The organism is Salana multivorans, assembly GCF_003751805.1.
Taxonomy (GTDB): Bacteria; Actinomycetota; Actinomycetes; order Actinomycetales; family Beutenbergiaceae; genus Salana; species Salana multivorans.
In genome coordinates, this window is record NZ_RKHQ01000002.1 from 745215 (window position 1) to 763039 (window position 17825).

Annotated in this window: 16 protein-coding genes; 5 read left to right on the forward strand and 11 right to left on the reverse strand. The window is 72.9% G+C overall.

The features are described 5' to 3' along the window. Positions 1 to 15: 15 nt before the first annotated feature. The 5 genes from EDD28_RS15575 to EDD28_RS15595 form a co-directional block, all read right to left on the reverse strand. On the reverse strand, positions 16 to 1107 hold the full coding sequence (locus EDD28_RS15575) for a lactonase family protein (protein WP_170169523.1): 1092 nt from the start codon (positions 1105 to 1107) through the stop codon (positions 16 to 18). Between the two features lie 10 nt (positions 1108 to 1117). Continuing rightward, the gene (locus EDD28_RS15580) at positions 1118 to 4204 is read right to left on the reverse strand and encodes a glycoside hydrolase family 2 TIM barrel-domain containing protein (RefSeq protein ID WP_123740644.1); all 3087 of its coding nucleotides are present in this window, start codon (positions 4202 to 4204) and stop codon (positions 1118 to 1120) included. Between the two features lie 144 nt (positions 4205 to 4348). Continuing rightward, the gene (locus tag EDD28_RS15585) at positions 4349 to 4810 is read right to left on the reverse strand and encodes a hypothetical protein (RefSeq protein ID WP_123740645.1); all 462 of its coding nucleotides are present in this window, start codon (positions 4808 to 4810) and stop codon (positions 4349 to 4351) included. 79 nt (positions 4811 to 4889) lie between these two features. Next, complete coding sequence (locus tag EDD28_RS15590; protein WP_148059645.1) at positions 4890 to 5360, reverse strand: hypothetical protein; 471 nt, start codon at positions 5358 to 5360, stop codon at positions 4890 to 4892. Beyond that, the gene (locus tag EDD28_RS15595; protein ID WP_148059646.1) at positions 5357 to 7105 is read right to left on the reverse strand and encodes an alpha/beta hydrolase; all 1749 of its coding nucleotides are present in this window, start codon (positions 7103 to 7105) and stop codon (positions 5357 to 5359) included. The genes EDD28_RS15590 and EDD28_RS15595 overlap by 4 nt, the downstream gene beginning before the upstream one ends. 507 nt (positions 7106 to 7612) lie before the next feature. On the opposite strand from EDD28_RS15595, the gene EDD28_RS15600 reads away from it, so the two are divergent. The 3 genes from EDD28_RS15600 (at position 7613) to EDD28_RS15610 (ending at position 11043) form a co-directional block, all read left to right on the forward strand. Beyond that, a complete protein-coding gene (locus EDD28_RS15600) occupies positions 7613 to 8629 on the forward strand; it encodes a carbohydrate ABC transporter permease (protein WP_245968118.1) in 1017 nt (338 codons plus the stop codon). Next, complete coding sequence (locus tag EDD28_RS15605) at positions 8626 to 9540, forward strand: carbohydrate ABC transporter permease (protein ID WP_123740648.1); 915 nt, start codon at positions 8626 to 8628, stop codon at positions 9538 to 9540. Before EDD28_RS15600 ends, EDD28_RS15605 begins: the two co-directional genes overlap by 4 nt. A 117-nt stretch (positions 9541 to 9657) precedes the next feature. Then, the gene (locus EDD28_RS15610; protein ID WP_123740649.1) at positions 9658 to 11043 is read left to right on the forward strand and encodes an ABC transporter substrate-binding protein; all 1386 of its coding nucleotides are present in this window, start codon (positions 9658 to 9660) and stop codon (positions 11041 to 11043) included. A gap of 79 nt (positions 11044 to 11122) precedes the next feature. On the opposite strand, the gene EDD28_RS15615 is transcribed toward EDD28_RS15610, so the two are convergent. From EDD28_RS15615 to EDD28_RS15640, 6 genes are all read right to left on the reverse strand, one after another. After that, positions 11123 to 11785, reverse strand: coding sequence for a hypothetical protein (locus EDD28_RS15615; RefSeq protein WP_123740650.1), 663 nt, complete (start codon positions 11783 to 11785; stop codon positions 11123 to 11125). 20 nt (positions 11786 to 11805) lie between these two features. After that, a complete protein-coding gene (locus tag EDD28_RS15620) occupies positions 11806 to 12099 on the reverse strand; it encodes a hypothetical protein (protein WP_123740651.1) in 294 nt (97 codons plus the stop codon). A gap of 73 nt (positions 12100 to 12172) precedes the next feature. Then, positions 12173 to 12949, reverse strand: coding sequence for a 2,3-bisphosphoglycerate-dependent phosphoglycerate mutase (locus EDD28_RS15625; RefSeq protein WP_123740652.1), 777 nt, complete (start codon positions 12947 to 12949; stop codon positions 12173 to 12175). A gap of 85 nt (positions 12950 to 13034) precedes the next feature. Then, positions 13035 to 13700 (reverse strand): response regulator transcription factor, encoded by a 666-nt coding sequence (locus tag EDD28_RS15630; protein ID WP_123740653.1) that lies wholly within the window; start codon positions 13698 to 13700, stop codon positions 13035 to 13037. After that, complete coding sequence (locus tag EDD28_RS15635) at positions 13697 to 15109, reverse strand: sensor histidine kinase (RefSeq protein ID WP_123740654.1); 1413 nt, start codon at positions 15107 to 15109, stop codon at positions 13697 to 13699. Before EDD28_RS15635 ends, EDD28_RS15630 begins: the two co-directional genes overlap by 4 nt. An 80-nt stretch (positions 15110 to 15189) precedes the next feature. Further along, positions 15190 to 15612 carry an organic hydroperoxide resistance protein gene (locus EDD28_RS15640; RefSeq protein ID WP_123740655.1) on the reverse strand — a complete coding sequence of 141 codons (423 nt, stop codon included), beginning with the start codon at positions 15610 to 15612 and terminating at the stop codon, positions 15190 to 15192. A gap of 69 nt (positions 15613 to 15681) precedes the next feature. Between EDD28_RS15640 and pip the strand changes: the two genes are divergently transcribed. Further along, positions 15682 to 16653: a prolyl aminopeptidase gene (gene pip / locus EDD28_RS15645; RefSeq protein ID WP_123740656.1), complete on the forward strand. Its 972-nt coding sequence runs from the start codon at positions 15682 to 15684 to the stop codon at positions 16651 to 16653. Positions 16654 to 16700: 47 nt separating this feature from the next. Further along, positions 16701 to 17783, forward strand: a complete 1083-nt coding sequence (locus EDD28_RS15650; RefSeq protein WP_123740657.1) for a threonine aldolase family protein — start codon at positions 16701 to 16703, stop codon at positions 17781 to 17783. The last annotated feature ends 42 nt before the right edge of the window (positions 17784 to 17825 follow it).

Sequence of the window (17825 nt, forward strand, 5' to 3'; positions counted from 1 at the left end):
CGTCGGTCGCGTCGGCTATCCGGCTGAGCTCGTGCTCGGGCGGGCGCCCCGGCCGACGAGGACGACGGCCGTCGGTGCCGCGGACGCGAGCCGGGTGCGCACGGCTGCGCCCGCGCCGGCGAGGACCGCGGCGCGGTCGAGCACCGTCACGTCCTGGCTCAGCTGGTTGGTGACCCAGACCTCCTCGCCGTCCACGACGACGTCCCGCGGCCAGCGTCCGCCGGTCGGGGCGGAGGCGACGGCGACGAGGCGGTCACCGGCGATCCGGTGCACGGCCACGGTGTCGGGTCCGCGCACGCCGGTCCACAGGAGACCGTCCGCATCGACCCGCAGCGCCGACGGGTAGGCCGCGCCGTCGGCGCCGGGCGGATCGAGCGGCGCGACGTCCAGCGGCTCGACGTCGGGGCCGGCGACGCGCCCCAGCCACAGCTCGTTGCTCAGCTCGCCGGCGACGACGAGGAGCTCCCCGGTCCGGACGACGTGGCGGGGACCGAATCCGGCCGGCAGCTCGATCGGGTCGTGCCGGGTGCGCAGCCGGCCGTCGCCGTCGAGACCGAGCCGGTGCACCCGGTCGGAGCCGAGGTCGGCGACGAGGACCTCCTCGCCGTCGACGACGACCTGGTGGGCGTGCGGCGCCTCCTGTCGCTCGGCATCGGGACCGGAGCCGGAGAACGCGAGGTGGTCGACCTCCTCGGTGGGCCGCCCGGCCGGGTCGAGCCGCACGCTGGAGACCGAGCCGCTGCCGTAGTGCGCCACGACGGCGAACCGGCCGGCGACCGCGGCGTGGCAGGCCGCGACGCCGGACAGCGCCAGGACGTCGTCCAGCTCGAGCGACGGCGCACCGCCGTCCGACGCGACGCGCACGAGGCCGAGCGTCGACGGGTCACCCTCCCCGACGGCGAGCAGCCGCCCGTCGCCGAGGTCGACGAGCCACGACGGCTGCGAGGCCACCGTCTCGGCGACCCTGCGCCAGGCGCGGTCGCGGGCGTCGTGCGTCCACAGCTCGACGCCGACCCGACCGGGGTCCGCCTCGGGCTCGGTGTAGCCCCCGACCACCGCGACGCGGGTGTCGGGACGGACGATGGCCGCGCGCTCGCTGGACGTCACCCCCGCGAGGCTACGCGAGGTCGAACCGGACGGAGAGCCGCACCGGCGCGGGCCGGAACGTCGCGTTCGGCAGCACGCCGGGACCGCAGGCGGCCGTGCCCACACCGTGCGACGCCGCGTCGAGGTGCAGCCAGAGACGCCCGTCCGGCGTCAGGTCGTGCGGGTGCCGAGCCGCGGCGAGCTCCCGGTCGGTCCAGGGGCGGGCGGTGAGCTCGAGACCCTCGACCTCGGCGACGCCGACCTGCGTCGCGAGCGACGTCAGCGTGAGCGAGCGTCCGCCCGAGAGCGTGAGCGTCGCCGACGTGACGCCGCGCCGGGTCCCGTTCTCCTGCGGGTGCGTGTACCGGGTCTGCCAGTCGGCCACGCGGTGACGCCAGGCGCCGCCGAGCGCCGCCTTGGTGGAGTCGGCGTAGGACTCCTCGGGGCCGAGTCCGCACCAGTCGATCTCGACGGCGGCGGCATCCGGCTCCGTCACCCCGAGGAGCAGGCCGAGGCGCGGGAGGCTGCCCGTCCACCGTCCCTCGGGGACGATGGTGAGGTCGAGCTCGACGCCGGACGCGCCGGCGGCACGCCAGGTGCGGGTGAAGGCGAGGCCGACGTCGGTGGCCGGACCGGCGGCGCGTCCGGTGACGACGAGCTCGCCGTCGACGATCTCGGCCGAGTCGATCCGCTCGCCGAGCAGGGCGAGGCCCTGGTGCGCCCAGACGTCCTCGTCGCTGCGCTCGGCGTCCCAGGCGCGCGCGTGGTCGTTGTCCGTCGCGGCGCGCCAGGCGTCGACGCGCTCGGCGTCGACCTCGAGGCCGCCCAGCTCCAGGAGCCGCCCGGCCCGGTCGAACCGGGCGGGGCCGACCCGGAAGCCGTCGTCGGTCGCCTCCGCGGTGAGGGCGGCGGTCGCGGTCGACGGCTCCGTCGCGGACGACGCGGGGCGGGCCGACCGGAGCCGGAGCTGGCCGGCGCCCAGCTCGAAGTCCTCGGGGAGCCAGGCGGCGTCCGGCCCGGCGTCGGTCTGGACGGCGCGCACGGTCCACCACACGGGCGCCCCGCCCGGCGCGGCCTCGGCGAGCTCCAGCACGTCGTCGGGTGGGGAGAGGAGAAGCTGCTCGCCGGGCGCCAGCGTCTCGTCGACCTCGACATCGCCCGCCGCGAGGACGTCGTGGCCCTGGTGCAGGCTCCACCGCAGCGCGACGTGACCGGCGTCGCGGAAGGCGTACCGGTTGCGGACGAGCAGGTGGTCGGGCTCACCGGCCACGTCACCGTCGCCGGCGGAGCCGCCGAGCGCGACCGGGTCGATCCGGATCGGCGCGAACACGGCGGCGGCCTCGAGCATGCCGGGCGACGGCGTGCGGTCGGGCAGCAGCAGACCGTCCGCGATGAAGGTGCCGTCGTGGAAGGTCTCGCCGAAGTCCCCGCCGTAGCCGTGGATGAGCTCGCCCGTCCCGGCGTCGAGGTCCTCCCGGCGCAGGATGCCGTGGTCCTTCCACTCCCAGATGAACCCGCCCATGAGGCGCGGGTGGGCGTCGAACAGGTGGTCGTAGTCGGTGAGGCCACCCGGGCCGTTGCCCATCGCGTGCACGTACTCGCACTGCATGAACGGCAGGCCGCGGCGGCGGGCGTCGAGCTCGGCGTCGGCCAGGGCGGGCTCCTCGCCGCGCCCGATGAGCTCGACCTCGCCCGAGCCGGCGTACATCCGCGAGTAGACGTCGGCGCTCTCGCAGCTCCAGTCGCCCTCGTAGTGGATCGGCCGGCTTGGGTCGAGCCGGCGGATCGCAGCCGACATCGCGGCGAGGTTGCGTCCGGTTCCCGCCTCGTTGCCGAGCGACCACAGGACGATGCTCGGGTGGTGGGCGTCCCGGCGGACCATCCGGGTAACGCGATCGACGAGGACGTCCGTCCAGGCCGGGTCGTCGGTCGGGTTGCCGCGCCAGCCGGCGTGCTCGAAGCCGTGCGTCTCGAGGTCGTTCTCGTCGACGACGTAGAGGCCGTAGGCGTCGCACAGGTCGAGGAAGTGCGGGTGCGGCGGGTAGTGGCTCGTCCGGACGGCGTTCACGTGGTGGCGCTTCATCAGCAGCACGTCCTCGAGCATCTGCTCGGGTGCGACCGTGCGCCCGGTGGTCGGCTCGAACTCGTGGCGGTTGACGCCGCGGAGCTTGACCGGAACGCCGTTGACGCGGAACACGCCGCCGGAGATCGCGATGGAGCGGAAGCCGATCCGCAGCGTCACCGTCTCGGCGCCGCTGCTCACGACCGCGTCGTACAGACGCGGGACCTCCGCGCTCCACGGCTCGACCGGGACGCTCACACCGGTGCCCGTCTCGACGTCGATCCCCAGCTCCGGCACGCGGACCCGGGCGGCGACGGGGGCGCCGTCGACGTCGGTCGCGGTGACCAGGAGGGTGCCCTCGCCGGTCACGTGGTCGTACTCGGCGCTGACCTCGACGTGGTCGAGGCCGCCGTCGGGCCGGTGCTCGAGGCGGACGCCGCGGAAGATCCCCGACAGCCACCACTGGTCCTGATCCTCGACGTAGGTGTACGCGGACCACTGGGTGACCCGGACGGCGAGCAGGTTCTCCCCCGCGCGCAGCCGGTCGGTCACGTCGATCTCGGTCGGCAGGCGCGAGCCGTGGCTCTGCGCGACGACCTCGCCGTTGAGCGCGACCTCGAACCAGGAGTCGACGCCCTCGAACCGCAGCACGACCCGACCGGGCGTTGCCAACCACTCCGCAGGGACCTCGACGACGCGACGGTACTCCCCCGTCGGGTTCTCCCGCGGCACGCGGGGCGGGTCGAGCGGGATCGGGAAGAGCACGTTGGTGTACGCGGGCCGGCCGTACGGCCAGGAGTCCGGCGCACCCGCGAGCTGCCAGTGGCCGGGAACGGTCACGACGTCCCACGGGTCGTCGGCGTCGGTGCCCGCATCGCCGGGGTCGGCGCCCGTGAGCGCCTCGGGGAACAGCCGGAACCGCCAGTCGCCGTCGAGGTCGAGGACGCCGGCGTCGCTCGCTCCGGCCGGCGGGCGGAACCGGGCCGGACGGACGCCCCGCGGGGGCGTGACGCTCTCGTGGGTCGGCGTGTCGGTCGGCTTCGTCAGGGGTGACATGGCATCTCCGGTGCGGGGTGGCGCTCGGGTGTCGGCGCGGTGCGGAACGGCGGCGTTCTGTGAGCGTTAACGTTACAGCAGCGCGACGCCGATCGTCTCGTCAGTGGCCATCGCGCGCCACCCGGTCGGGGCTCGGTGAGCGCCTCAGTAGTCCGCGGGACGAACGCAGCCGACGCCAGTGCTGATGGACACCACGTCGCGTTCCTGCACGGGATCGATGAAGCGGACCCTCACTCCCACGCCAGGGCGTCTGAGGCCAATGTCCTTGGGGTCGATCTCGTCCTGGTCAAGGGTCCAGCCATCGTCCTCCAGGCCGGGCCAGAGCTCGTCGATGAAGTCCTCATACAGCGCGTACTCGGTCTGGACGACCGCGATCTGGTAGTAGTTCTCACCGCTCTGGTCCCAAGCAGGGTCACACTCGTACCATCCAGCCCCACCGCCAGGAACGATCTCGCCGAACAGCGCGGCGACCTCAGCGATCTCCGCCTGGACGTCGGCCTCGATCTCCGCCCGGGTGCGGTCATCACGAGGCGCGGAGCAGCCGGCGACACCCACGAGGAGACCCGCCAGGAGCGCCACCAACGCGACCCCCGCGCCACGCCTCACGGGACGTCCACCGTGGCGGCGCCGTGGCCAGGGACCGTCCTGCCGCGGGACGAGGACCGCCGAGGGTGCGAGATGTCCATCAGTAGTCCGCGGGGCGGACGCAGCCGACGCCAGTGCTGACGAAGACCACGTCGCGTTCCTGCGCGGGGTCGATGAAGCGGACCACGGCCCCCACACCGTTCCGCGTGAGCGTGATGTTCTTGGGTCTCCTTTGGTCCTCAGGGTCGTCGTGGAGGGTCCAGCCGTCGTTCTCCAGACGGGGCCAGAGCTCGTCGATGAAGTCCTCGTACACCGCGTACTCGGTCTGGACGGTCGCCGTGTAGTAGTAGCGTTCGCCGCTCTGGTCCCACGCGGGATCACACTCGTACCAGTTGGTAGCCCGGTCCTCCACGAGCTCCCCGAAGAACGCTGCCACCTCGGCGACCCTTGCCTGGACGTCGGTCTCGATCTCGGCGCGGGTGCGATCATCGCGAGGTGCCGTGCAGCCGCCGACTCCCACGAGGAGACCACAGAGGAGTGTCACCAGCCCAGCTCTTGCGACGTGTCTCATGGGATGTCGACCTGGGCGCCGTCGTCGGCGAAGCCGGCCACGCCCGACAAGGAGACGAACTGCTCCACGACCCCGCCGGTGAACGCCTTGATCGTGGCGGAGGGCAGGTACAGCGGTGTGCGGTAGGTCTCCACGACCCCGCCGGTGTAGACCCGGTAGAGCTGCTCCCAGGAGTCGGAGTGCTCGTCGTACACGCCGGAGTGGGCGTCCCCACCCAGGATGACACCAGCACGGCTGCCGTCGTCGTTCCTGTAGTAGCCGGTGTGGAGCCGGGTGATGCCGTCGAACTCGTCGGGGTCGGCGCCGTGCCGGCCGGTCGCCTGGGCCACCGTGATCGGGTCGCCCGGCGCGGTCATGACGTACCGGTCCACACCCTGCTGGGACGCAGGCAGGTCGTCGGGGGCGAACACCCCCTTGCCCATCCCGGCGGACTCGACGTGGACGACCCGGTCGGCGTCCAGCCCGTGGGTCTCGGCCAGCCCGACGACGGTCCCGCCGTAGGAGTGCCCATCGACCGTGATCGCGGGCCGGATGGTCGGGTCGACCCGGCCGGATGCGTGATCGATCTCCTGCCGCAGCTCGTGGGAGAACGCCGCCAGCTCGGGTGCCAGCCGCTCGGCGTAGCCAGGGTCGAACGCGTCGACGAACACCTCGTCGGGAAAGTCACCCCCGAGCCACGCGATCATCGCAAGCGACCCAGGGTTATCGTCCTCCGACTGCAGGTAGAAACCCTCGACCCGCTCGGAGAACCCCTGGAACTTGGACAGCTCCGACCCCGTCCCAGGAACGCTCACCACGACGTTCCGCGTCTCCTCGTCGATCCTGCCGTGCAGCTCGACCATCGCGCCGTCAGTGCCGGGGACGCGCGCCGGGTCCAGGTACAGGATCGAGCGGTCCTCCTCGAGGACCGACTCGTACAGCTCGATCCGACGCTGGGACTTCTGCCACTCCTCGACCCCGTCCGCGTCCAGCCGGCGATCGGCCAGCTCCTCCTGCCACGCCCGCTCGCGGGCGAGTGCGTCCACGACCAGGACGCGGTTGGCGTCGGCGCGGTAGGCGAACGGGACCCCGCCCAGCGAACCGACCACCCCCGGGTACAGGAGCGCGAGCATCCGGGCATCCTCCGCGGACAGCGACTCGAACAGCGCCCGAGCCCGGTCCCGCACCCCGGCGGCTCCCCCCGCCGCGGCACCGGCCAGGACAGCGCCCGCCCCGCCGAACACCAGCGACCCCGCGCTGCTCGCGGACGCGCTCACGAGCGCCGCGAGCTCTCCGACCGGCCCCTCCCCCGACATCGGGGTGGCCCGGGCCAGCACCGCCGCCACCTCGGGGTGGCCCTCCAACCACACCGCCAGCTCCTCGGCCCCCATCCCGGCCGTCTCACCGGGCAGCACCCCGGACGCCACCAGACCCGCGCGCGCCCGGTCGACCGCCTCGGACCGCGACGCCGCATGTTCCCGCGCCTCCGCCGCGGTGTCGACGGCCGCGAGCGCGGCGATCGCCCGATCCTCCGCGACCACGACCTCACCCCACCACCGCCGCACCTCGCCCTCGTGCGCGACGACCCGAACCCCCAGCAGGTTCGCCCGCACCTGAGCCCCCACCACCTGATCCGGACCCATCAGCGGCACCGTCCGCTCGAGCTCGTCCAGCTCCACATCGATCAGCGAACGCTGCTCGACCAGCCGCTCCCGCTCCAGCTCCAGCCCCACCAACGCCTCGGCGTACTCGTCCAGAGCCGTCACCCCGCACCACAGTGCCGCGACCGCATCGTCCAGATCCCGCGCCAACCGGGTCATCGCATGCTCCGCCCGCACACTCGCCGGCCCCGACCACGACGCCCCGATCGCCCCCGCATCCGCCTCGTCCGACGCCTCCTGCGTCCGCACCGCAGCAAGACGAACGTCCTCGGCCACCACCCGCGCGCTCGCACTGTCCCCCGTCAGCACGGGGACCGCCCGCGGGCGCCGCGGCAGCACCACCAGCGTCACGACGGCCCCGCGTCCCGTGCGTCACGCATCTCCACGACCCCCATGCATCACAAGTCATCCCAACCTCGATGAAACAGATCAGCGATGCTACTCATGCGTAGCAGTCAGGTGTCAACCTGCCCCTCCGCGCACGCGTCCCGGCGACGGCCGCGCAACCGTGGCGATCCCGCCGGAGCCGGTGCGCCGGCGCGACCCGTCTCATCAGGCGGCCACCGCGTGCCGTCGCGTCACGGCCGGGGAACGACTGCCTAGACTCACCCCGTGACGTCGATCCCCGGCGACGCAGCAGACGTCGACGCCGCCTCCCCCGAGGGTCGTCGCAGCCGCACCGGCCGCGACGACTCCCTCCGTTCGCGCGGTCGCCCCGGGCCGACGCCCGCCGATCGCGGCGATCGCGCGCGCCGGGTCCGGAGGCGCCGCCAGGCCGTCCCCGCCTACGCGATGCTCACGCCCAGCCTCATCGGGGTGTTCGTCTTCCTCCTCGTGCCGGTGGTCGCCGTCTTCGTGCTCTCGCTCATGAAGTGGGACCTCATCTCCCCGGCACGCTGGGTCGGCCTCGACAACTTCGTCGCCGTCCTCACCTCCGAGCGGTTCCTCAACTCCGCCTGGGTCTCGGTCGCGTTCGCGCTGCTGACCATCCCGTTCACGGTCGGGCTCGGCCTCCTGCTCGCCGTGGGGCTCAACCGCCGGCTGCCGGGCAGCTCGCTCCTGCGCATCGTCTACGTCCTGCCGTGGGTCTGCGCCCCGCTGACGCTCGGCATCGTGTGGAAGTGGATCTTCGACCCGACCAACGGCGCCCTCAACGCGATGCTCGGGCGCCGGATCGAGTGGCTGACGGACCTGTCGCTCGCGATGCCGTCCGTCGCGTTCGTCCAGGTCTGGTCCACCGTCGGGTACGTCAGCCTGTTCTACCTCGCGGGTCTCCAGCAGATCCCGGTCGCCGTCACCGAGGCCGCCCGGCTCGACGGCGCGGGCCCCGCCCGCATGCTCCGGTCGATCACGCTGCCGCTGCTCAACCCGACGACGTTCTTCGTCACCGTGACGAGCGTCATCGCGAGCTTCCAGGTCTTCGACCTCATCTACGCCCTCACCCGCGGCGGTCCCGGGATCCCCGGCCGGACCGACGTCATCGCCGCCCGGATCTACGACGAGGCCTTCGTCTCGCTGCGGTTCGGCCGCGCGGCGGCGATGGCGGTCATCCTGTTCGTCGTCCTCGTCGTCATCACGTTCCTGCAGCAGCGGTTCTTCCGCTCCCGACTCACCTACGACCTGTCATGACGAGCGCCACGCCCGCCGCGTCGGCGACCCCGTCCACCACGCCCACGCCGACGAGTGCACGGTCGCGCCGCTCGGGCTCCGCGGCCGGCGCGCGCCGGGTTGCCGACGCCCTGACCTACCTGTTCCTCGGCGCCGGCGCCCTCCTCGTGCTCGGCCCGTTCCTCCTCGCGGTCATGACGTCGCTCAAGACGGCGCACCAGTTCCGGACGACCTCGCCGCTGACGCTGCCCGCCCCGTTCACGCTGGAGAACTTCACCGCCCTGTTCGGGGAGCGCTACGACTTCGTCGTCCCGCTCGCCGTGACCGCCCAGGTCGTCGTCGTGCTCGTCGTGACCCAGCTCGTCTCCAGCGTCCTGGCCGCCTACGCGTTCGCTGTCCTCGACTTCCCCGGCCGCGACGCGCTGTTCTGGGTCTACGTGAGCTGCCTCATGATCCCCGCGGTCGTCACGATCATCCCGCTCTACTCGATGGTCGCCACGCTCGGCTGGCGCAACACGTTCGCCGGGCTCGTCGTGCCGTTCCTGTTCGCCGGGCCGTACGCGATCTTCCTGCTCCGGGAGAACTTCAAGATGGTCCCCCAGGAGATCCTCGACGCCGCCACGCTCGACGGTGCGGGCCCCGTCCGCACCCTGACGCGGATCATGCTCCCGATGAACGTGCCGATCCTCACGACGCTGCTGCTCGTCACCGTCGTGAGCCAGTGGAACAACTTCCTGTGGCCGCTCGTCGCCGCGCCGAAGCCGGAGTGGCACGTCATGACCGTCGCGACGGTCTCGCTCCAGACGCAGTACGAGGGCAACTGGACGCTCGTCATGGCCGCGTCCGTCCTCGCGCTCGCGCCGCTCATCGTCCTGTTCCTCGTCTTCCAGCGGCGGATCACCGCCGCGATCGGGGTCACCGGGGTCCGCTGACCGTACGTCGCGTCCCACGATGTGGGCGTTGCGGCACCTCCCGCGGGGCGGGAGGGTGGGAGGCTTCTAGAGTCGGACCGGCGCCCCCAGCGCCCCCACGGAACTCGGAGGTACCGAATGTCGACCAGCACCACCCGCCGACGCGCAGTCGTCGGCGCACTCGCGACGGCCGTCGCCGTCTCCCTCGCGGCGTGCTCGCCGGCGAGCAACTCCGGCGGCCAGACGCCGTCGGCGTCGTCGTCCGCGACCGACGGGGCGACGGACGGCACCGGCGGCGGTGACACCACGACGGTCACGTTCCGCCTCTGGGACGACGCGGCCGCCGAGGCGTACCGCACGTCCTTCGACGCGTTCGAGGCGGACCACCCGGACATCAAGGTCGAGATCGAGACCATCCCGTGGGCGACCTACTGGGAGCAGCTCCCGCTGGACCTCTCCTCGGGCGAGGCCGCCGACATCTTCTGGGTCAACACCTCGAACTTCGGCAAGTACGTCGACAACGGCAACCTGCTCAACGTCACGGACGCGATCGGCGACGACCACGACCCGTGGAGCGACCTCGTCGTCGACCTCTACACGCGCGACGGCAGCCTGTGGGGCGTCCCGCAGCTGCAGGACTCGATCGCGCTGTTCTACAACAAGACGCTCCTGGACGCGGCCGGCATCGACCCGACCACGCTGCGCTGGGACCCGACGGGCGCGAACGACACGCTGCTGCCCGCGCTCCAGACACTGACGACGGACGCCGCTGGGCACGCCGCGAGCGACGCCGAGTTCGACCCGGCCACGACGGCGGTGTTCGGCCTCAACGCCCAGAACGACCTGCAGGCCATCTGGGGTCCGTTCGTCGGCTCCAACGGCGGCGTCTGGCAGGACGGCGACCTGCTCGCCTTCGACTCGCCGCAGAACGAGCAGACGTTCCAGTACCTGGTCGACCTCATCAACACCTACCACGTCGCCCCGCCGGCGGCCGACACGCTCGCCAACGGCGACCTCTCCCGCGACTACTTCGTCCAGGGCAAGCTCGCGCTCTTCCAGTCCGGCCAGTACTCGCTGCCCGCGCTCGAGGAGATCGGCGACAGCTTCGAGTGGGCCATCGCCCCGCCGCTGGAGGGCCCGGCCGGTCGCGTCGGTCTCGTCCACGGCGTCGCCGCCGTCGCGAACGCGGCGTCGGAGAACCCGGAGGCGCAGCTCGAGGTGCTCCAGTGGCTCGGCTCGACCGAGGGCCAGCTCCCGCTCGCCGAGGCCGGCGCCGCGTTCCCGGGCGCGGTCGACGCGCAGGACGCCTACGTCTCCTACTGGGAGAGCAAGGGCGTGGACATCACGGCCCTGCAGGACGCCGCGAACGGCGAGGCCATCCCCGCCCCCGTCGGCCCGAACATCAACGCCGCCTTCGGTGCATTCGGTCCGTACTTCGAGGAGATGTTCCTCGGCCGCCTCCCGGTGGCCGACGCGCTCAAGCAGGCCGACGAGGCCGGCAACGAGGCGATCAACGAGGGCTGACCCGGCCTGACCTACGCGTGTGGGCGGTGACTCCCCTGGGAGTCACCGCCCACACGTGTCTCGGGTCTCAGGTGCCGCCCTAGACCCACCGCAAGCCACGGGGATAGGCGGTGATGATCCGGCCGTCGCTTCCGGCCACGATCACGAAGACGGTGTAGGTGGCGACAATCTTCCTGTTCGAGTAGATGTATCCGGGGGCCTGGATCGAGTAGGTGTCGTTGCCAGACTTGTAGTGCGCGACGGCATTCTTGCTCTGGAGAGTGCTCCGGATGTTCTTGTCCATCGACACATCCCAGCCAAGGAAGCTGTCGAGCGCTTCCCACTCGGCGGCATGGGAGTCACGGATGTGGAGAAAGCCCCATCCATCCTTGGTCGGGCGTCCGCACCTGAGGGTGTTCTTCCCGTTGGGAATGTTCCGGATGTTGGTGCGCGTGTAGGTCGCCATCGTCTCGTAGGGGTCGCCCCCCTTCGACGGACACCAGAAGATCGAGGCCGCCAACGGCGACGGTCCGGGACGCAACGAGGGTGGACCACCCGACACGAGAGGGCCGACGGAGGAGTGGTCGAGTGAGTTCAGCCGCGCGATATCGGCGGGAGAGAGGCCCTCGCCGCCCTGCGCCGGCGATGCGCCAGCATCGAGCTGGGTGCTGGGTGCTGCGGCCGACACCGGCCGACCGATGTCGGCCGCCGAGGTAACCGCCACACTCCCAACGAGCACCGCCGTCGACAGGACCAGACTCATCGCGCGGCCTCTGCGACGCATCATGCGTCCTCGCCGTTCGTGGTGACGACGTACCCCGGGCCAAGTTCCGCCTGCAGGCTGTCGACGATCTCGGCCAGGAGCTCCATGTACTCGCGTTCGAACGCCGGGGTTCGCCAACCGAACCCGGGGTACACCCCACGGTCGAAGACATCGACGAGCCTTGCCATCTTTGCCTGCAGCGGCGCGCTGACTCCGAAAGCCGTGAGGTCCTCCACGAGGCCGTGGCACCAAACTGGATTCTCCGCGCCGTAATCCGCGAAGACTCGAACCTTGATCGGAGCGTCGTCGGACATCCGCGAACGATGTCACATCAGCGACGGCGTGTCCAGCGATGTCGGACCTCCTCGAACCGGCGGTGGCAATGTCTCAGGTGCCGCCCTCGAGGGCGAGGCGCTCGGCCGCCGCGTGCGCCGAGGCCTCGTCGAGGTAGACACCGCCGCGCACCAGCGGCACGAGCAGACCGTCCAGCTCCGGCCCGGTCGGCTCCACCTCGTACAGCAGCGGGTGCCCGGTGGGCAGGCCAAGGGCGCGGATCTCGGCGTCCGGCAGCCGGTCGACGACGGCGCACAGCGCGCGCAGCGAGTTCCCGTGCGCGACGACGAGGACGTTGCCGCCCCGCCGCAGGAGGGGGTCGACCCGGTCGAGCCAGAACGCGCGGACGCGGACCATGACGTCGGCCAGCGACTCGGTCCGCACGAGGGCCTCCGGCGGGAGGCGGCGGAACAGGTCGGTCCCGGCGAGCGCGTCGTACAGCTCGTCGCCCATCGGCGGCGGCGGCGTGCGGACGCTGCGGCGCCAGGCGAGGAACTGCTCCTCGCCGTGCTCGGCCTTGACGTCCGCCTTGGTCAGCGTGGTGAGCCCGCCGTAGTTGCGCTCGTCGAGGCGCCAGTCGCGCTCGAACGGCGGGAGGTCGGGCAGCTCCTCGGCGAGGACGTCGGCGGTCTGCCACGCCCTGGCCAGCTCGGAGCAGAACGCGGCGTCGAACCGCAGACCCGTCTCGCGCAGCAGCCCGGCCGCGACACGCGCCTCCTCCATCCCGTGCTGGGACAGCGGGACGTCGAGCACGCCGGTGAACAGGCCGGCTGCGTTGGCGGTGCTCTCCCCGTGTCGAAGCAGGACGGCGGCGGCTCGGCGCTGGTTCACCCGGCCATTCTTCCCCCGGACGGCGCGGTGCGCCGCTCCGGAGGTCCCGCTCCGCGCTCGCGTCGGCGCGGACCCTGCCGCACCATCAGCCGACGAGGCCGGCCTCGTAGGCGGCGATGACGGCCTGGACCCGGTCCCGACAGCCGAGCTTGCGCAGGATCTGCGACACGTGCGTCTTCACCGTGTTCTCCGAGACGACCAGCTCGGCGGCGATCTCGACGTTCGACAGGCCCCGCGCGAGGGCCTCGAGCACCTCGCGCTCCCGGTCGCTCAGCTCGGCGATCCCGGGGTTGGCCACACGTGAGCCGCGCTGTGCGACGTCGGCGACGAGCCGCCGCGTCGCCGACGGCCCCAGCAGCATCGACCCCTCGGCCACGAGGTGGACGGCCTCGACGAGCCGCGCGGCCCGCACGTCCTTGAGCAGGAAGCCGCTCGCGCCCGCCAGGAGCGCGTCGTAGACGTAGGCGTCGAGGTCGAAGGTCGTGAGGATGAGCACGCGCGTCCCGGGGTGGTCCCGCACGATCCGCTCCGTCGCGCCGATGCCATCCATCCGCGGCATCCGGATGTCGACGACGGCGACGTCCGGCGCGTGACGCGCCACCGCACGCACCAGCTCGACGCCGTCGCCGGCCGTCGCGACGACCTCGAGACCCGGGTCCGCACCGATCATGGCGGCGATCCCGGCGAGCACCACGGGCTGGTCGTCGGCGACGACCACGCGCAGCCGCCCGGCTTCCGCATCCGGGCTCACGAAGCCGGCTCCGCGTCGTCCCGATCGACCGGCAGCTCGACGACGAGCCGGAAGACCGTCACCCCGCGCTGCTCGGCCGGCCCGTGCCCGAGCGTCCCGCCGAGCGACTCCACGCGCTCGCGCATGCCGGCCAGCCCTCGGCCCGGCCGGGCCTCCCGCGGGTGGTCCGCGGCCATCGGGTCGGCCGGGTCGGCCTGGGCAGCCGCGTCGACCAGGGCGTTGGTCACCTCGAGCAGCAGCTCCCGCCCGACGCGGCCGCGCCTGATCCGCACCGGGCTCCCCGGCGCGTGGCGTCGAGCGTTCGTCAGCGCCTCCTGGACGCACCGGTACAGGGCGTAGCCCTCCGCGTCGTCGACCCGGCCCCACGCCCCCGTGTCGAGCACGTCCTGCCCGGCGTCCCGCGCTCCCGCGACGAGGCCGTCGACGTCGTCGGCGCCGACCTGCGGCTCGCGCGGCGCGTCCTCCCCCTCGACCCGCTGGAGCACCGCGAGGACCTGACGCAGCTCCGTCAGGGCGCTGCGCGCATCCTCGGCCACGGCGGCGAGCACGTCGCGCGCCGCCGGGTCGAGGCCCGGGTACGCGTAGGGAGCCGACTCAGCCCGGACCGCGACGAGCGAGAGGTGGTGGGCGACGACGTCGTGCAGGTCGCGCGCCAGGCGGGCGCGTTCGAGCGTCCTGGCCTCCAGCTCGGCCGCGTCGACCTCGGCGGCGACGGCGTGCCGCAGCGCCCGACCGGCCGCGCGGGTCGCCTCGACCGAGCGCCACCACGCACCGAGCGCAGCCGCGAGCGCCGCGGCCGCCACCGTGAGGAGCGCGATCATCACGACCGTGCCGAACGCCAGCGGGTACGGGCCCCAGGTCGCGGCGGACACCGTCGGCAGCCACGGGGCGACGAGGAGCAGCGCGAACAGCGCGAGCGCTCCCGCCACGAGCGCGCCGAGCCAGTCGCGGACCGCGAGGACGACGCAGACCCCGGCGAGCGCCACGACGTGCGCGAGGACGAGCTGGCCGAGCACGACCACCGACAGCAGCGGGACGGCCGCGGCGAGGATGGACCACCGCGACCCGCGGGCCGCCAGGACGAGCCCCACCAGCCCGAGGACGAGACCGAGAGGGTTCCACACGCCGACGAGGACCTCGGAGGCGGTCGGGCCCAGCAGCTCCGCGACGGCCGCCGAGGCATCGAGCGGGTACGGGATCGCCAGTGGCGGCCCGCAGGCGTCCTGGTCGCAGGTCACGACACCGCTCGGGACGGCACGGGAGAGCGTCACGGCCGCCGCGCCGACGGCCAGCACCCAGGCGAGCCCACCGAGCGGGTCGCGGACCAGCGAGCTCCAGGCGCGAGCGAGCCATCGCGGGACGGCCAGCTCGCCGGCTGGGGCGTCCCCCGTCGTCGTCATCTCCGGCATGTCGTCGATCCTGCCGAGCCGAGGCCGCCCGCACCACCCGCGCGCGAGGGGTCATCGCTCACCCGTTCGGGTGAGCGACGTCAGTCCTCGACGACGCGGATCGTCACCGGGATGTTGCCGCGGGTCGCGTTGGAGTAGGGGCAGACCTGGTGCGCGTCGTCGGCGAGCCGCTGGGCGGTGGCTGGGTCGAGGTCGGGGATCACGACCTCGAGCTCGACCTGCAGCGTGAACCCGCCCTCGGGCCGACGGTCGAGGCCGACCTTCGCTCCGACCGCGGTGTCGGCGATCGCGACCCCCTGCTCCCGGGCCACGCGCTGCAGCGCGTTGTGGTAGCACGCGGCGTACCCGGCGGCGAAGAACAGCTCGGGGTTGAGCCCGTCGCCCGAGCCGCCGAGCTCGACCGGGGAGGCCATGGCGGTGTCGATGCGGCCGTCGCTCGTGCGGACGTGGCCGTTGCGACCGGGACCGGTGGACAGGGCTTCGGCGACGTAGAGGGCATCCATGTCGCCACGGTACGCCTCCCGGGACGGCGGTCCCGGTGTCGCGGCGAGGTCGCCGCGTACGGTGACGGCATGACCGACGACACTCCCCGCACGCTGTACCAGCCGATCGAGCCCCACCAGACCGGGCTGCTGCCGGTCGGCGACGGGCACGCGATCTTCTGGGAGGTCTCCGGGAACCCGGACGGGAAGCCGGTCGTGTTCCTGCACGGGGGTCCCGGCGGGGGGACGAACCCGCGCCAGCGCCGGCTGTTCGACCCCGAGCGCTACCGGATCGTCCTGCTCGACCAGCGCATGTGCGGGCGCTCGACCCCGCACGCCGCCGAGCCGGACGCCGACCTGACGGCCAACACGACCTGGACCCTGGTCGCCGACCTGGAGCTGTTGCGCGAGCACCTGGGGATCGAGCGGTGGCAGGTGTTCGGCGGGTCGTGGGGCTCGACGCTCGCGCTGGCCTACGCCCAGACCCACCCGGAGCGGGTGACGGAGCTGGTGCTGCGCGGCATCTTCACGCTGCGCCAGTCGGAGCTCGACTGGTTCTACGAGGGCGGGGCCGCCGCCGTGTACCCCGACCTGTGGGAGACCTACGCCGGCGCGGTGACGCGTCGCGAGCGGGAGACCTACGTCGCCGCCTACCACCGCGCGCTCTCCGACCCCGACCCGGCCGTGCACGGTCCGGCGGCCGTCGCGTGGACGACGTGGGAGTCCGCGACGGTCACGCTGCTGCAGCGGCCGGAGATGATCGCGGAGTCGGCGGAGGCGTCGCACGCGACCGCCTTCGCGCGGATCGAGAACCACTTCTTCCTCCACCACGGCTGGCTCACGGAGGGCCAGCTCGTGCGGGACGCCGGGCTGCTGCGCGACATCCCGGGCGTCATCGTGCAGGGGCGGTACGACATGTGCACGCCGGCGATGACGGCGTGGGACCTGCACCGGGCGTGGCCCGAGGCCGAGCTCGTCATCGTGCCCGACGCCGGCCACGCGTTCGACGAGCCGGGCATCCTCGACGCCCTGGTCCGGGCGACGGACCGGTTCGCCGGCTGAACCATCGGCGCGACGCCGGCCCAGGGCCGGCGAGGGAGAATGTCCGGGTGACCGACACGCCCCTCCCCTCGCCCCGCACCAGCTTCGCATCGGACAACTACGCCGGCGTCCACCCCGAGGTCCTCGCGGCCGTCGTCGAGGCGAACGGCGGTCACGACGTCGCCTACGGCGCGGACTCCTGGACGGAGCGGCTCGGCGAGGTCATGGCGGGACACTTCGGGCCGGCCGCCACCGTCTGGCCCGTGTTCAACGGGACCGGGGCCAACGTCGTCGCCCTCCAGTCCCTGCTGCCGCGCTGGGGCGCGGTCATCTGCTCCGACACGGCGCACATCAACGTCGACGAGGGTGGAGCCCCCGAGCGGATGGCCGCGATCAAGCTGCTGCCCGTGCCGACCCCCGACGGCAAGCTCACCCCCGAGCTCATCGACCGCGAGGCCTGGGGCTGGGGCTTCGAGCACCGTGCCCAGCCGCTCGTCGTGTCCCTCACGCAGACGACGGAGCTGGGGACCTGCTACACGCCGGAGGAGATCGCCGCGATCACCGAGCACGCCCACGCCCGCGGCATGCGCGTGCACGTCGACGGCGCCCGCCTGGCCAACGCCGCGGCATCGCTCGGCCTCCAGCTCGCGGCGTTCACGAGCGACGTCGGCGTCGACGTCCTCAGCCTCGGCGGGACGAAGAACGGGGCGCTCGGGGCGGAGGCCGTCGTCGTCCTCGACCACGACGCGCTCGTCGGCGGTCCCGACGCCATCCGCTACGTCCGCAAGCTGTCCATGCAGCTCGCGTCGAAGATGCGGTTCATCTCGGCGCAGCTCCTCGCGCTCCACGACGGCGACCTGTGGCTGCGCAGCGCGACCCACGCGAACGCCATGGCCACCCGCCTGCGCGGCGGCCTCGAGGCCGCGGCGGCGGCCGGCCGCGCGCCGGGGCTGGCCTTCACCCAGGCCACCGAGGCCAACGCCGTCTTCGCGACGCTGCCGCGGCCCGCCGCCGACGCGGTGCGTGAGCGGTTCCGGTTCTACGACTGGGACGAGGCCACCGGTGAGGTGCGGTGGATGTGCTCGTTCGACACGACCGAGGCCGACGTCGACGCGTTCGTCGAGGCCGTCGTCGCGGCACTCGCCGGCTGAGCCGGAACGGCTCCGGCCGGGCCGACGCGCACGGCCCCGCTC

Excerpts from the sequence above, each read along its gene's own strand:
- EDD28_RS15605 (WP_123740648.1), top strand. The coding sequence starts at position 8,626 with ATGACGAGCGCCACGCCCGCCGCGTCGGCGACCCCGTCCACCACGCCC.
- EDD28_RS15635 (WP_123740654.1), bottom strand. The coding sequence starts at position 15,109 with ATGCCGGAGATGACGACGACGGGGGACGCCCCAGCCGGCGAGCTGGCC.
- EDD28_RS15590 (WP_148059645.1), bottom strand. The coding sequence starts at position 5,360 with ATGAGACACGTCGCAAGAGCTGGGCTGGTGACACTCCTCTGTGGTCTC.
- EDD28_RS15615 (WP_123740650.1), bottom strand. The coding sequence starts at position 11,785 with ATGAGTCTGGTCCTGTCGACGGCGGTGCTCGTTGGGAGTGTGGCGGTT.
- EDD28_RS15610 (WP_123740649.1), top strand. The coding sequence starts at position 9,658 with ATGTCGACCAGCACCACCCGCCGACGCGCAGTCGTCGGCGCACTCGCG.
- pip (WP_123740656.1), top strand. The coding sequence starts at position 15,682 with ATGACCGACGACACTCCCCGCACGCTGTACCAGCCGATCGAGCCCCAC.
- EDD28_RS15640 (WP_123740655.1), bottom strand. The coding sequence starts at position 15,612 with ATGGATGCCCTCTACGTCGCCGAAGCCCTGTCCACCGGTCCCGGTCGC.
- EDD28_RS15580 (WP_123740644.1), bottom strand. The coding sequence starts at position 4,204 with ATGTCACCCCTGACGAAGCCGACCGACACGCCGACCCACGAGAGCGTC.
- EDD28_RS15620 (WP_123740651.1), bottom strand. The coding sequence starts at position 12,099 with ATGTCCGACGACGCTCCGATCAAGGTTCGAGTCTTCGCGGATTACGGC.